Here is a 13,745-nt window from a genome sequence, read left to right as displayed (position 1 = left end):
GGCGGAGGCGGAGGCGGGGAGGCGGCGACGGAGGCGTGGAGACGGCGGCGAGAGACGAGAGGCGGGAGGCGGGAAATGGGGAGGTGGGGAGACGGAGGCGGAGGCGGGGAGACGGCGGATGAGGGGGCGCGTCCGGTCGTGAATGTGCCCCGCGCGCACCTCCCGCACCACCGACCGCACCCACATCCCGCAACGCGCCCCCGGTTCCACGAGTTGCCGGGGCCCGTCCAGCGGAAAAGCATGGGGAGGTGAGCGACGAGTACGAGAAGGCGACCACGGACGAGAACTCCCCCGGCTATCTGCGTTTCCCGCACCTGAGCGGCGACCGGTTGTGCTTCGTCACCGAGGACGACCTGTGGCTGGCCCCGCTCGACGGCCGGGGGCGCGCCTGGCGGCTCACCGTCGACCGGACCAAGGTCGGCCACCCCCGCTTCTCCCCCGACGGCCGGCACATCGCGTACACGAGCTGGCGCAGCTTCGTCCCCGAGATCCATCTGACGCCGGTGGACGGCGGATCGGGCCGACGGCTCACCTACTGGGGCAGCGCGGACACCCAGGTCTGCGGCTGGTCCCCCGACGGCGACATCCTCGCCGTCGCCTCGCACGGCCAGCCCTTCTCGTACTTCACCTGGGCCTACAGCGTGCCCACCGACGGCGACCCCGGCCGCAAGCTCCCCTGGGGCCCGGTCTCGGACATCGGCGTCGCCGACATCGACGGCGGGCACAGGACCCTGCTGCTCACCGGCACCCCGCCGCACGAACCGGCCGCCTGGAAGCGGTACCGGGGCGGGGCGATGGGCCGTCTCTGGCTGCACGGCCGGCAACTGGTCGCCGACCTCGAGGGCCACCTCGCCTGTCCGATGTTCGTCGGCGGCCGGATCGCTTTCCTCTCCGACCACGAGGGCATCGGGAACCTCTACTCGTGCGCGTACGACGGCTCCGACCTGCGCCGTCACACCGACCACGACGCCTTCTACGCCCGGCACGCCGCGTCGGACGGCACCCGGGTCGTCTACCAGTGCGCGGGCGACCTGTGGATCGTCGACAACCTGGCCCCCGAGTCGGTTCCGCGCCGTCTCGATGTCCGCCTGGGCGGTCCGCGGGCCGGACGGCGTACGTACCAGGTGCCGGCCACCCAGCACGTGGACAGCATCTCCGTGGACGAGACGGGCCGGGCCAGCGCCGTCGTCGTACGCGGCAGCCTGTACTGGCTCACCCACCGCGACGGCCCCGCGCGCACCATCGCGGACACCCCCGGCGTGCGGGTCCGGCTCCCGGAGATGCTCGGCTCGGGCGGCCAGGTCGCCTATGTCACCGACGCGGACGGCGAGGACGCCGTCGAGATCGCCTATCTGCCGCGCGCGACCGGCGACCGCGCCCCGCGCCGCCTCGCCTCCGGCGCGCTGGGCCGCGTACAGGAACTGGTGGCGGACCCTCGGGGCGAGCGTCTCGCCATCGCCTCGAACGACGGGCGGCTGCTCCTCCTCGACGCGACGGAGGAATCCGCCGGTCTCTCCGGCACGGAGTCCGAGGACGACCTGGACACGGAGTCCGGGGGCACCTCCGACAGGGAGTCCGACGGCACCCCCGGAGCGAAGTCCGGTGACGCTTCCGGGACGGAGTCCGGCGACACCTCCGGAGCGAGGGCCGCGGAAGGCGAGGTCACCGAGCTCATCCGCTCGATCAACGGCCCGGTGACGGACCTCGCCTTCTCCCCGGACGGCGCCTGGCTGACGTGGTCGCATCCCGGGATCGGACGCTCCCTGCGGCAGATCAAGATGGCCCGCATAAAGGACCGCCTCGTCGTCGACGTCACCAACGGCCGCTTCGAGGACGAGAATCCGGTGTTCACGCGGGACGGCCGCTATCTGGCCTTCCTGTCCTGGCGCGGCTTCGACCCGGTGTACGACGTGCACACCGGGGACCTGTCCTTCCCGCTCGGCTGCCGTCCGTACCTCGTCCCGCTGTCCTCGGCCACGCCTTCCCCCTTCGCGCTGAACCCGGACGGGCGGCCCGCCGCCGGCGGCCTCGACCCGGCCGAGGAGGAACCCGGCGACGGCAGCACGACGACCGTCGAGCTCGAAGGCCTGGAGAGCCGGGTGACGCCCTTCCCGGTCACCGCCTCCAAGTACTCGGCGCTGCGCCCGGTCTCGGGCGGCGGCCTGGTCTGGCTGCGCTGGCCGATCTCCGGCGCGCTGGGCGAGACGTTCGCCAACCCGGACGACACGACCGGCCGTCCGACCCTGGAGTTCTTCAACATCACCAAGGCGAAGAAGTCCGAACTCGTCGACCACCTGGACTGGTTCGCGGTGAGCGGCGACGGCTCCCGGCTGGTCGTCGTCGACGAGGGAGATCTGCGCGCCGTCCCCTCCACCGAGTCCGGCGACAGCGACTCGACCGTCTGGATCGACCTGCGCCGCATCCTGCACGAGGTGGACCCGCGCGCCGAATGGCGCCAGGCTTACGACGAGGCCGGCCGCATCATCCGCGCCTACTACTGGGACCCGAACATGTGCGGCATCGACTGGGACGCGATCCTGGAGCAGTACCGCCCCCTGGTCGAACGGGTCGCCTCCCCGGACGAGTTCGCGGACCTGCTGCGCGAGGTCCTCGGCGAACTGGGCACCTCGCACGCGTACGTCACCCCCGCGCGCCGCAACGAGGGACCGCCCCACTACCAGCGCTGGCAGGGCCTGCTGGGCGCCAACTTCGTATGCCGCGAAGGAAGTTGGATGCTCAAGCGGATTCTTCCCGGTGACTCGTCCGACTCCAAGGCGCGCTCACCGCTGGCGGGCACCGGCATCCGCGAGGGCGCGGTCCTCACCCATGTCGACGGGCGCCCGGTGCACCCGGTCACCGGCCCGTATCCGCTGCTCGCGGGCGCGGGCGGCACGACGGTGGAACTCACCTTCATCCCGGCGGAGGGCGAGGGCCGCCCGCGTCGGGTGGCGGTGGTCCCGCTGATCGACGAACGCCCCCTGCGCTACCAGGACTGGGTGGCCAAACGACGCCAGGTCGTACGGGAGTTGAGCGGCGGCCACTGCGGCTACCTGCACATCCCGGACATGGGCGGCTCGGGCTGGGCCCAGTTCAACCGCGACCTGCGGATGGAGGTCTCGCGACCGGCCCTCATCGTCGACGTGCGGGGCAACGCGGGCGGCCACATCAGCGAACTGGTCGTCGAGAAGCTGACCCGCACGATTCTCGGCTGGGACCTCACCCGCGACGCGCAGCCGGTGTCGTACGCCTCCAACGCCCCGCGCGGCCCGGTGGTTGCGCTGGCCGACGAGGCGACCTCGTCGGACGGCGACATGATCACCGCCGCCTTCAAACTGCTGAAGCTCGGCCCCGTGGTGGGACAGCGCACCTGGGGCGGTGTCGTCGGCATGACCGGCCGCCACCGTCTCGGCGACGGCACGGTCATCACGGTGCCCATGAACGCCGCCTGGTTCAACGCGTACGGCTGGTCCGTGGAGAACCACGGCGTCGCCCCCGACCTGGAGATCCTGCGCACGCCCCTCGACTGGGCGGAGGGCCGCCACGCCCAGCTGGACGACGCCATCCAGCTGTCCCTGGACCTGCTCCGCACCCATCCCCCGGCGTCCCCGCCGGACCACTCGAACGTGCCGGACAGAACGCGACCGAAACTCCCGCCGCGATCGGGCTGACGGCGACCCCGAGCGCGCCCGAGAAGGGCCCGACCGCCTCCGGTCGGGCCGACCGCCTCCGGGAGCCGGGTGCCCCCCGGCTCCCGGCTCCCGGCTCCCGGCTCCCGGCTCCCGGCTCCCGGAAAGGATGCCGGACGGCAGAACACCGGAGGGCAAACGCAAGAGTGGGGTGCCCTCTTGGGAGAGGGCACCCCACTCGGCCGAGCCGGCGAACCGATCAGGCGTCGTAGTCCTGGTCGAAGCGGTCCTGGGCCTCGCGCTGAGCACGGTCCGCTTCGGGCATCGTGCGGTCACGCCCCACCGAGGAACGCTCGCTCGCCTTGTCTCGCGGCTCGCCCATCTTCTTCTGCTTCTTGGCCTGCTGCTTAAGCTGCTCGGCCTTGTCCTTGAACTGGTCCTGCATGCTCATGCGATTCACTCCCGTAGTGGGTGAGGGATTCGGCCCCGACCCCCTTGTGGTTAAGGGGGTTTCGGGCCTCGACCAGACTTACACGCAGGGACAGAGCACGCATTTCGATCAGTCACGCACCGTGAGATCCGCTGATGGGACGCTCCGTACGGCTCACGGAGCCGCCGGGTTCCGCTCCTGTTCGTCGGCCGCCCCGCCGGCCCCGACCAGCCCGGTCCGCACACTGGCGAGGCGCGGTTCGAAGCGTCGCATCTCGCGCTGCCCGACCGCCCCGATGATCCCGGGCAGATACCCGCGGATGCCCTGCATCCCGCGCAGCCACCACTGCGCGTACACATGGCTGGAGCGGCGCTCGATCCCGGCGACGATCCGGTCGACGGCCGGTCCCAGCGGATACGTCTTGTTGGACGGCCACGGCAGCCGCTGCCGCAGTTCCCGCATCACCTCGTCCTGGTCGGCGCCCCGCACCATGTCGGTGTCGGTCCACGACAGATACCCGACGCCCACGCGTACGCCCTTGTAGCCGACCTCCGCGCGCAGGCTGTGCGCGTACGCCTCCACACCGGACTTGGAGGCGCAGTAGGCCGTCATCATCGGAGCGGGGGTGATCGCGGCCAGCGACGCGATCTGCAGCAGGTACCCGCGGCTCTCCATCAGCACCGGCAGGAACGCCCGCGCGGTCACCGCCGATCCGATCAGGTTCACCTCGATCACCCGCCGCCAGGCGACGGGGTCGGAGTCCACGAAGGGCCCCCCGCTCGCGACACCGGCGTTCGCGACGACGATGTCCACCTTGCCGAACCGCTGCTTGACCTCCTCGGCGACCCGCGCCATCGCCTCGTGGTCGGTGACGTCGGCGTACCAGTGGTCGCTCTCGCTGTGCAGCCGCTCGGAGACCTGCTTCAGCGCGTCGGCCTCGAGTCCGACCAGCGCGACCTTCGCCCCGCGCGCGGAGAGCTTGCGCGCGAGGAGCTCACCGACACCGCGCGCCGCCCCCGTGACGACCGCGACCTGTCCTTCCAGGCTCACCTTGCTCATGCGCCCTCCTTGATCTCTGCGCCCGCCAGGCCTTCCACGGCCGTCGGCGCCTCGGCGGTCCGGATGTACGTGGAGACGAGTTCGCGTATCCGCGCGCTCACCAGCTCCGGCGCCTCCACCGGAGTCATGTGCCCGACCCCCGGCAGCTCGGTGCTGCCGACGCAGTTCGGCAGGCCCGCCACCAGAGCACGCGCGTGCACGACCGGTGTCAACCGGTCCACGGTGCCCGCGATCACCGCCGTCGGCACCCTCAACTCCCGGACGCCGTGCTCCAGATCGAGCGTGGCGAGCACGGCCGACCAGGCGTGGCGCACGGTGCGCGGACAGGCGTGCACGATCCGCGCGCAGGCCGCCACCATCACCGGAGACGAACCGGGGCCCATGGTGGCGTACTTGAGGATCCGCTTGGCGACCGGTGTGACGGGCCCGAGCGGCGCGCGCGATCCGAGGACGGCCTGGGTGACACGCGTCCGGAGCGGCCCGGCGCGCAACGGCAGCACGCGCGCCTCCGCGACCAGCCCCGTGCTGCCCGTGCTGCACAGCAGCGCCGCCGCCGCGTGCTCCCTGAACCGCGGCCGCGCCGAGGCCGCCATCAACGTCATCCCGCCCATGGAGTGCCCGACGAGCACGGCCTTCTCGCCCGGCGCGAGGGTGGCCGCGAGCACCGCTTCCAGGTCGTCCGCGAGCGCTTCCGTGCTGCAGAGTTCACCGGCGGGGCTGCGCCCGTGCCCGCGCTGGTCGTACGCGATGACCCGGTGATCGGCGGCGAGGTCCCGGATCTGGGCCGCCCAGAAGGCCGTCGAGCAGGTCCAGCCGTGCGCGAGGACGACGGCGGGCGCGTCCTCGGGCCCGTGCACCTCGACGTGCAGCCGGGCGCCGTCGGCGGAGTGCGCGATCAGTTCCAGCGCCGGCACGGGAGGCGCGTACGCCCCGTGTGCCTCCTGCGTCAGTCGGCTCACGCTCCTGCCTCCACCTTCTTGTTGCGGGTGCTCTTGGCACGCGGCCCGGGCGCGGCTCCGGATGCGGGCTCCGTCGCGCGCAACACGTCGTACTCCGCCAGGTCGACACGGCGCGTGGCGTTGCGGAACTCGGTCGTCGTACCGGGCCATACGGTCGTGTTGACGCCGTTGGCGTCGAGGTACCAGCTGGTGCAGCCGCCGGTGTTCCACACCGTGCGCTTCATGCGCTCCTGGACCCGGTGGTTCCAGGCGTCCACGGCGCCGGGGCGCGCGTCGAGCGCGGCACGTCCCCCGAGGACGTCCAACTGCCGTACGAAGTCGGCCATGTAGTTCAGCTGGGACTCGATCATCAGGATCATCGACGAGTTCCCGAGCCCGGTGTTGGGCCCGATGATCGTCATCCAGTTGGGGAAGCCCGCCGCGGTGGCGCCGCGCAGCGACTTCATGCCGGACTCCCACGCCTGCGCGAGCGTCCTGCCCTCCGCTCCGACGACCCGATCGGCGATCGGCATGTCGGTGACATGGAAGCCGGTCCCGAAGACGATCGCGTCGACCTCGGCCCGGGTGCCGTCGGCGGCGACCACCGTGGAGCCGTCGATCTCGGCGAGTCCGGAGGCCACGACGTCCACATTGGGCTGGGTGATCGCCGGGTAGTAGGCGTTCGAGAGCAGGATCCGCTTGCAGCCGATCCGGTAGTCGGGCGTCAGCTTCTTCCGCAGGGCCGGGTCCTTGACGGCGCGGGAGATGTTCCGCTTGGCGAGCCGCTCGACCAGGCCGAGTTCGTCGGGCCGCTTGGTGAACGCCTGCACCTGGAGTTCCCGGATGCCCCAGAGCAGCCCGCGCCTGGCCTGGGTCGTGAACGGCAGCTGCCGGTGCAGCCATCGCTCGGCACCGCTGATGGCCCGGTCGACCCGCGGCATCACCCACGGCGGTGTGCGCTGGAACAGGGTCAGCCGGGCGACGTCCGGCTGGATCGCCGGCACGATCTGAATGGCCGAGGCCCCGGTGCCGACCATGGCGACCCGCTTGCCCCGCAGGTCGTAGTCGTGGTCCCAGCGGGCCGAGTGGAACACCTTGCCGGTGAAGGTGTCGATCCCCGGGATCCGCGGGATCTTGGGATCGGAGAGCGGCCCGGTCGCGGACACCACGACATCCGCCGTCAGGAACCCGCTGCTCGTCTCGATCCCCCAGCGCAGCTTCTCCGCGTCCCAGGTCATCATCTTGACCTCGGAGTCGAACCGCAGATGGGGCCGCAGCCGGAAGACGTCCGCCACGTGCTCCAGGTAAGCGCGGATGTGCTCCTGCCCGGAGAAGGTGCGCGGCCATTCGGGGTTGGGCGCGAACGAGAACGAGTACAGGTGCGACGGGACGTCACAGGCGCACCCGGGGTAGCTGTTGTCGCGCCAGGTGCCGCCCACGCCGCCGGCCCGTTCCAGGACGACGAAGTCGGTGATCCCTTCGCGGCGCAGCCGCACAGCGGCCCCCAGTCCGCCGAACCCGGACCCGATCACCGCCACCCGTACATGCTCGTGCTCGGTCATCCCGACGCCTCCCTGGTCCCCGCGACTCTGCCAGTGAACACTGGCACAATCGGGAGAGTAGAGCAGCTTCGTACTGATGGGTAGGGGTCGCGTCCGGGAAAGTTACCGGGGGTACGACGTAGGGTGCGCAGGTGGCCGAGGGATCAGGACAGCGGGGCGCGGAGGCGCGAGCACGGAGCGCGGAGACGCGGGAATCCGGCACGCGCCGGACGAACGCGCGGACGCGCGGAGCCCGGGAGTCCGGCCCCGGCCCGCTCACGAGCGCCGCCCGGTCCACGCCGGAGCCCGGCGGGCGCGAGTACCGCATGGAGGAACTGGCCGAGGAGGCCGGCATCACCGTGCGCACCCTGCGTTTCTACCGGGAGCGCAAGCTCATCCCGCCGCCCCGGCGCGAGGGCCGTATCGCCTGGTACGACGACACCCACCTGGCACGCCTGCGCACCATCTCGGCGCTGCTGGAACGCGGCCACACCCTCAACGGCATCGCCGAACTCGCCGAGGCCTTCGACCACGGCCGTGACGTGGGCGAACTGCTCGGACTGGGCGAGCCCACCGAGGAGACCCCGGTCCGCCTCTCCCCCGAGGAACTCGCCGACGTCTTCGCGGGCCAGGCCACCCCGGAGAACCTCGCCGCGGCGCTCGACCTCGGCTATCTCGGCACCGACGGCGGCGAGATCGTCCACATCAGCCGCCGCCTGCTCGACGTCTCGGCCGCCCTGGTCCGCGAGGGCATACCGCTCGCGGACGTCCTGACGGCCGCGCGCCGCGTACGGGAACACACCGACGCGCTGGCCGAACTCTTCACCACCCTCGTCCTCACCGAGGACCGCACACCCGAGGACCTCCAACGCCTGCGCCCCCTCGCGAAGAACGTGGTGGAGGCGGAACTGTCGATGGCGCTGGACCGACGGCTCCGGGAGCACCGGGATCGCAAGGACCACAGGGATCACGGGGATCACGGGGATCGCAAGGACCACCGGGCCTAGAGCCGCCGCAGCCGGTCCGCCCGGAGATCGCGGATCACCGCGACCGGGCCGCCGGAGCGCGGCCCGGGCAGCTCAGAGGTCGTACACGGCCGTGACCGGCGCGTGGTCGGACCAGCGCTCCTCGTGCGTCGCCGCGCGCTCCACGAACCCCTTGACCGCCTTGCCCGCGAGCCCCGGGGTGGCGACGTGAAGGTCGATCCTCCATCCCGAATCGTTGTCGAAGGCCCGCCCCCGGTACGACCACCAGGTGTACGGCCCCTCGGCATCCGGGTGCAGCGCGCGCACGACGTCGACGTAGCCGCCGTCGCCCGCGTCCAGGACCCGGCCCAGCCACTCCCGCTCCTCGGGCAGGAAGCCGGAGTTCTTCCTGTTGGCGCGCCAGTTCTTGAGGTCGGCCTCCTGGTGGGCGATGTTCCAGTCGCCGCAGACGACGACCTCGCGCCCGTCGGCGGCGGCCCGCTCCCTGAGCCCCTTCAGGTGGGCCAGGAACTCCCCCATGAACCGGACCTTCTCGTCCTGCCGCTCGGTCCCGACCTCACCCGAGGGCAGGTAGAGGCTCGCGACGGTGACACCGGGCAGGTCCGCCTCGACGTACCGTCCGCTGGAGTCGAACTCCTCGGACCCGAAGCCGATCCGGACGCGGTCGGGCTCGCGGCGTGTGTAAAGGGACACACCCGCGCGCCCCTTGGCGGCGGCGGGGGCGTGCACGACGTGCCACCCCTCGGGGGCGCGCACCTCCTCGGAGAGCTGCGCGGGCTCGGCCCGCACCTCCTGGAGGCACAGCACGTCCGCGGAGGTCTCCGCGAGCCACTCCACGAAGCCCTTCTTCGCGGCGGCCCGGAGCCCGTTCACATTCACAGAGGTCACAGTCAGCACTCGGGGCACGATACTTAATCGGTACCGCCGACCCGAACTCGATCATCCGAGCGGGACGATCCCACCCGACGCATAGATGTACGGTAGTTCGCATGCATATCCGCCCGGTCCCCTTCGACCACCCCGACGCCGTGAAGCTCAACGACCAGGTTCAGGCCGAATACGCCGAGCGCTACGAGGACGACGGCGACGCCACGCACCTGGACGCGAGGATGTTCGCCCCGCCGCTCGGCCTGTACCTGATCGCGTACGACGAGCGGGACCGCCCGGTGGCCACAGGGGGCTGGCGCACCCAGGACGAGAACGACGAGGGCTACACGGACGGCGACGCGGAGCTCAAGCGCATGTACGTGGTCCCCGAGGCCCGCGGCCTCGGCCTGGCCCGGCGCATCCTGGCCGCGCTGGAGGACGACGCCCGCGCGGCCGGCCGCGTCCGCATGGTCCTGGAGACCGGCACGAAGCAGCCCGAGGCGGTCGCCCTCTACACGTCGAGCGGCTACGAGCCGTGCGTCAAATTCGGCTACTACCGCTTCCACGAACTGAGCCTCTGCTACGCCAAAGCCCTCTAGCCATCGGGGCGGTGCCCATCCGGCCGCGCGACGGTGACCGTGACGGCCCCGTCCGGGATTCGCCGGGCTCTCTCCGTCGGACACCGGCCGGAGGGACCGCCAGCCCCGGGGCCACCGGCGGGAGTTGCCACCGCCGGCTTCCAGGACATGGCAAGAGGCCCGCTCCCACTGCTGGGAACGGGCCTCTTGGCTGCGGTGGACCTGTGGGGATTTGAACCCCAGACCCCCTCGATGCGAACGAGGTGCGCTACCAGACTGCGCCACAGGCCCTTGCAACGAGTGAAACTCTAGCATCCCGATCGAGGTGCTTGGAAATCCGTTCCGGGCTGGTCAGCCAGCCCCTCGCGAGCACCCGTCGCCGCACCCGTCACTCGTTGGCCGCGCGCGGCCGGTCCCCGTCGTCGTACTGGTCGAACAGCGGCGTCCGGCCCCGCTCGCGAGCGCGTCGCGCGGACGCGGCCCGCCGCGCGTCGCTGCGGCTGTCGTCCCCGGCCTCCTCGCCGTCACAGGCGTCGGAGGGGTCATCGGCCACCGGCTCCGCCTCGTGCGCGCTCGGCTCGACCGCGCTGGACCGCGCGGAGCTCCACGCGTCCGGCGCCCCCAGGTCGACGCTGGACGTCGCCCGGGGCGCGACCGGCGCGGTCACATAGGTCGGCAGCGGAACCGGCACCGGGTCCCAGCTGTCCCCCTGGCCGGGGCCGCGCTGACGCTCGCGCTGCTGGTCGACCCACTCGGCGTGGTCGGTCTGCTCGACCAGGGCACGGCGGTCGGCCGCGAGCGCCGAGAGGCCGGTATCGGTGTCGGGCGCTGGGCCCTCCTCCGCTTCGTCCGCCCCGGGGTCGACGGCCGCCCGCCGGCGGGGCTGCCGCTCCCGAAGCCGCTGCGCCGCGACCTCGGCCCGGCGCCGGTCCATGGTGTAGGTGAAGCGCCGTCGCTCCTGGGCGCGCAGGTACACGATGTACGAGCTCAGCATCACGGCCGGTGCGCCCGGCGCCCAGAGGAACGCGAGGCCGCCGACCGCCGCCACGATCGCGCCGAGGGTGAAGGCGAGGAAGAGCAGGACCGTCGTACGCCGACGGCGCGCGAGGACCTTCGTACGCCGGGCACGCGCTGCAGCCTCCGCCGAGGGTGCCCGGCGTGCGCCCGGGGTGCGCCCCGCCGTGGACGGCGCGGCCTGCTGGGACGCGGGCTTGACCGAGGGTCTCGGCGCGGACGGTCCCGGCTGCTGCGGTACGGACCGGGCGGCGCCCGAGGTCTCGTACGTGCCGCTCTCCCGGCCGGCCGCCCGCGCGCCCGGTTTCTGCTCCGCCTGGGCCGGTTCCGGCACCTGCACCCGCTCCTGGACGACCGGACGGCGCTGGGCGGTCGCCTGGGGCCGGGTCGGAGGCACGGCGAAGGCCCGGACGTCCACCGAATCGGTGACGCCGTCCGGGTCGGCGCTGGGCTCCCCCTCCTCGGCGGAGCGCGCGCGCAGGTCCTTGGCGTATCGACGCTCCATGCCCGCCCGTCCGGAAAGCAGCCGGATGGCGGTGCTGAAGCGTTCCGTCGGACGGGCTTCGTTCAGCTCGTCCTGCCTACGGAGCCACATCGGCACCAAGTAGGCGGCCCAGGCCCCGACGATGACTGCGTAGATGAGGCCGCTGCTGCTCACGCCTCACACGGTAGAGGGGTTTGCGTGAGGCCATCTGCCAATTGCGCCGGTGTGTCGCACGATCCGGCTGATATTTCGAGCTTTTTTTGTGACCGATGCGATCAGCAGGCCGCCCGGAGCGCGAATTTAATGCCCCCAGGCGATCGCCTGCCGATCATTTTCGAACACCTATTTCATTTTCCGGCGTTCCCCGGCTTGCTCGGGTTCTGCGGGCCGGCCTGCTCCGATCCCACCTGCTCCGAACGGGTCTGTGCCGCGCGCGCCCGGCGCCAGCGCTCGAGCAGCCCTTCGGGCACTTCCTCCGCGGTGAGCGCGAAGACGAGATGGTCCCGCCAGGCACCGTCGATGTGGAGATAGCGCGGGCGAAGCCCTTCCTCGCGGAATCCGAGTTTCTCCACGACCCTGCGGCTGGGCCCGTTCTCAGGGCGAATACAGACTTCGATGCGGTGCAGTCCGACGGTACGGAAGCAGTGGTCGCTCACCAGCGCCACGGCCGTCGGCATCACTCCGCGGCCCGCCACCGACTGGTCCACCCAGTAGCCGACGTGCCCGGAGCACATCGATCCCCAGGTGATCCCGGCCACGGTCAACTGGCCGACCAGCCGCCCCTGGTACTCGATCACGAAGGGCAGCATCCGGCCCGCGTTGGCCTCGGCACGCAGGTGCCGGACCATCTGCCGGTACGTCGGCCGGTGCGCGATCGGGCCGCTCGGCGTGGGGGGCGGGATGGTCGCCTCCCACGGGCGCAGCCAGTCGCGGTTGCGCCGGTTCACCTCACGCCAGGCCCGCTGGTCGCGCAGCCTTATCGGCCGGAGGACGACATCGCCGTCCACCAGCTCGACCGGCCAGGATGGGCTGTTCAGCTCGCACCCCCACTGCCGACGGGTCTGAGGTGGTCGCCGCCGCGGATCTGGTCGACGGCGTGGATCAGGAGGGGTTCCAGAACGGCCAGGCCGTCCTTCACCCCGCCGGTGGAGCCCGGCAGGTTCACGATCAGCGTCCCTCCGGCGACTCCGGCGAGCCCCCGCGAGAGCGCCGCCGTGGGCACCTTGTCCCTTCCGAACGCCCTGATGGCCTCCGGAATGCCCGGGACCTCGTGGTCGAGTACCCGCAGGGTCGCTTCGGGGGTGCGGTCGGTGGGCGAGATCCCCGTGCCGCCGGTGGTCACGATGACGTCGTAGCCCGCCTCGACACCGGTGCGCAGCGCCGACTCCACGGGGTCTCCGTCCGGGACGACGAGGGGCCCGTCGACCGCGAAGCCGAACGTCGCGAGACCCTTGGCGATCAGCGGACCGCCCTTGTCCTCGTAGACGCCGGCCGCGGCACGGTTGGAGGCGGTGACCACCAGGGCGCTGTAGGGCGCCGTGAGGGCCCCGCCGATGAAGGTGTCTGCGCTCATGCCCGGCTCCAGTCGCCCGACTTTCCGCCCGTCTTCTCTTCCACCCGTACGTCCGTGATGACCGCCCCCTTGTCGACGGCCTTGACCATGTCGATCACGGTGAGGGCCGCCACGCTGACCGCGGTGAGGGCTTCCATCTCGACGCCCGTGCGGTCGGTCGTCTTCACGGTGGCGAGGATCTCGACGGCGTCGTCCGCGACCGACAGATCAATCTTGACACCCGACACCGACAACGGGTGGCACAGCGGGATCAGATCCGGTGTGCGCTTGGCTCCCATGATCCCCGCGATGCGCGCGGTGGCGAGGGCGTCACCCTTGGGAACTCCCTCGCCGCGCAGCAGCTCGACGACGCGCGGCGAGACCAGGACACGGCCGCTCGCGCGCGCGGTGCGGGCGGTCACGTCCTTCCCGGACACGTCGACCATACGGGCGGCACCCGCCTCGTCGATGTGGGTCAGTCGGTCCTGCACAGAGGGTCCGGAGGTCTCCCCCCGGGACGGAACAGTCATGTGCGTGGGCGCTCCCGGTCAGGGCCCGTCGCGGTGCGGCGCGTGGGCCTGGTGTGCGCGACACGTTACCGCCCGTCCGTCCACCGCTACGCCCCCCGCGAGGAGCTGTGCGCCCCTCCCGCGCCCCGGGCCGCGGCGGC

The 13,745-nt window shown here is 71.9% G+C and carries 12 protein-coding genes and 1 tRNA gene; 3 read left to right on the top strand and 10 right to left on the bottom strand.

The annotated features are described in order from the left end of the window. Positions 1 to 248: 248 nt before the first annotated feature. Positions 249 to 3,668: a S41 family peptidase gene (locus tag OOK38_RS16445; RefSeq protein ID WP_266759680.1), complete on the top strand. Its 3,420-nt coding sequence runs from the start codon at positions 249 to 251 to the stop codon at positions 3,666 to 3,668. A gap of 217 nt (positions 3,669 to 3,885) precedes the next feature. Here the strand turns inward: OOK38_RS16445 and OOK38_RS16440 are convergent, their stop codons facing one another. The 4 genes from OOK38_RS16440 to OOK38_RS16425 all read right to left on the bottom strand — a co-directional run bounded on the left by OOK38_RS16440 (position 3,886) and on the right by OOK38_RS16425 (position 7,615). Beyond that, complete coding sequence (locus tag OOK38_RS16440) at positions 3,886 to 4,077, bottom strand: hypothetical protein (RefSeq protein ID WP_266759681.1); 192 nt, start codon at positions 4,075 to 4,077, stop codon at positions 3,886 to 3,888. 153 nt (positions 4,078 to 4,230) lie between these two features. Next, complete coding sequence (locus tag OOK38_RS16435; protein WP_266759683.1) at positions 4,231 to 5,115, bottom strand: SDR family oxidoreductase; 885 nt, start codon at positions 5,113 to 5,115, stop codon at positions 4,231 to 4,233. Beyond that, positions 5,112 to 6,074 carry an alpha/beta fold hydrolase gene (locus OOK38_RS16430; RefSeq protein ID WP_266759685.1) on the bottom strand — a complete coding sequence of 321 codons (963 nt, stop codon included), beginning with the start codon at positions 6,072 to 6,074 and terminating at the stop codon, positions 5,112 to 5,114. Before OOK38_RS16430 ends, OOK38_RS16435 begins: the two co-directional genes overlap by 4 nt. Next, positions 6,071 to 7,615, bottom strand: coding sequence for an NAD(P)/FAD-dependent oxidoreductase (locus OOK38_RS16425; RefSeq protein ID WP_266759686.1), 1,545 nt, complete (start codon positions 7,613 to 7,615; stop codon positions 6,071 to 6,073). Before OOK38_RS16425 ends, OOK38_RS16430 begins: the two co-directional genes overlap by 4 nt. Before the next feature lie 305 nt (positions 7,616 to 7,920). On the opposite strand from OOK38_RS16425, the gene OOK38_RS16420 reads away from it, so the two are divergent. After that, on the top strand, positions 7,921 to 8,601 hold the full coding sequence (locus OOK38_RS16420) for a MerR family transcriptional regulator (protein ID WP_266765729.1): 681 nt from the start codon (positions 7,921 to 7,923) through the stop codon (positions 8,599 to 8,601). Positions 8,602 to 8,673: 72 nt separating this feature from the next. Here OOK38_RS16420 and OOK38_RS16415 read toward each other — a convergent pair whose 3' ends face one another. Further along, positions 8,674 to 9,477, bottom strand: coding sequence for an exodeoxyribonuclease III (locus OOK38_RS16415; protein WP_266848556.1), 804 nt, complete (start codon positions 9,475 to 9,477; stop codon positions 8,674 to 8,676). 92 nt (positions 9,478 to 9,569) lie between these two features. On the opposite strand from OOK38_RS16415, the gene OOK38_RS16410 reads away from it, so the two are divergent. After that, positions 9,570 to 10,046 carry a GNAT family N-acetyltransferase gene (locus OOK38_RS16410; RefSeq protein WP_266848554.1) on the top strand — a complete coding sequence of 159 codons (477 nt, stop codon included), beginning with the start codon at positions 9,570 to 9,572 and terminating at the stop codon, positions 10,044 to 10,046. 196 nt (positions 10,047 to 10,242) lie between these two features. Here the strand turns inward: OOK38_RS16410 and OOK38_RS16405 are convergent. From OOK38_RS16405 to moaC, 5 genes are all read right to left on the bottom strand, one after another. Then, positions 10,243 to 10,316, bottom strand: a tRNA-Ala gene (locus OOK38_RS16405). Between the two features lie 97 nt (positions 10,317 to 10,413). Beyond that, on the bottom strand, positions 10,414 to 11,697 hold the full coding sequence (glpR, locus tag OOK38_RS16400; RefSeq protein WP_266759691.1) for a gephyrin-like molybdotransferase receptor GlpR: 1,284 nt from the start codon (positions 11,695 to 11,697) through the stop codon (positions 10,414 to 10,416). Positions 11,698 to 11,870: 173 nt separating this feature from the next. Continuing rightward, positions 11,871 to 12,530, bottom strand: a complete 660-nt coding sequence (locus tag OOK38_RS16395) for a GNAT family N-acetyltransferase (protein WP_266759693.1) — start codon at positions 12,528 to 12,530, stop codon at positions 11,871 to 11,873. 26 nt (positions 12,531 to 12,556) lie between these two features. Continuing rightward, positions 12,557 to 13,096 (bottom strand): molybdenum cofactor biosynthesis protein B, encoded by a 540-nt coding sequence (locus OOK38_RS16390; protein WP_266848553.1) that lies wholly within the window; start codon positions 13,094 to 13,096, stop codon positions 12,557 to 12,559. Continuing rightward, positions 13,093 to 13,605: a cyclic pyranopterin monophosphate synthase MoaC gene (gene moaC, locus OOK38_RS16385; RefSeq protein ID WP_266759697.1), complete on the bottom strand. Its 513-nt coding sequence runs from the start codon at positions 13,603 to 13,605 to the stop codon at positions 13,093 to 13,095. Before moaC ends, OOK38_RS16390 begins: the two co-directional genes overlap by 4 nt. Positions 13,606 to 13,745: the final 140 nt, after the last annotated feature.

The sequence above is a fragment of the Streptomyces sp. NBC_00568 genome, assembly GCF_026341855.1.
Classification (GTDB): Bacteria; Actinomycetota; Actinomycetes; order Streptomycetales; family Streptomycetaceae; genus Streptomyces.
The sequence above is the reverse complement of the archived record's forward strand: the minus strand, read 5'-3'. Positions and strand labels throughout refer to the sequence as shown.

Bases quoted from the DNA above. Each gene is read 5' to 3' on its own strand.
- OOK38_RS16440 (WP_266759681.1), bottom strand. From the start codon at position 4,077: ATGAGCATGCAGGACCAGTTCAAGGACAAGGCCGAGCAGCTTAAGCAG.
- OOK38_RS16435 (WP_266759683.1), bottom strand. From the start codon at position 5,115: ATGAGCAAGGTGAGCCTGGAAGGACAGGTCGCGGTCGTCACGGGGGCG.
- OOK38_RS16425 (WP_266759686.1), bottom strand. From the start codon at position 7,615: ATGACCGAGCACGAGCATGTACGGGTGGCGGTGATCGGGTCCGGGTTC.
- OOK38_RS16420 (WP_266765729.1), top strand. From the start codon at position 7,921: ATGGAGGAACTGGCCGAGGAGGCCGGCATCACCGTGCGCACCCTGCGT.
- OOK38_RS16410 (WP_266848554.1), top strand. From the start codon at position 9,570: ATGCATATCCGCCCGGTCCCCTTCGACCACCCCGACGCCGTGAAGCTC.
- OOK38_RS16390 (WP_266848553.1), bottom strand. From the start codon at position 13,096: ATGAGCGCAGACACCTTCATCGGCGGGGCCCTCACGGCGCCCTACAGC.
- moaC (WP_266759697.1), bottom strand. From the start codon at position 13,605: ATGACTGTTCCGTCCCGGGGGGAGACCTCCGGACCCTCTGTGCAGGAC.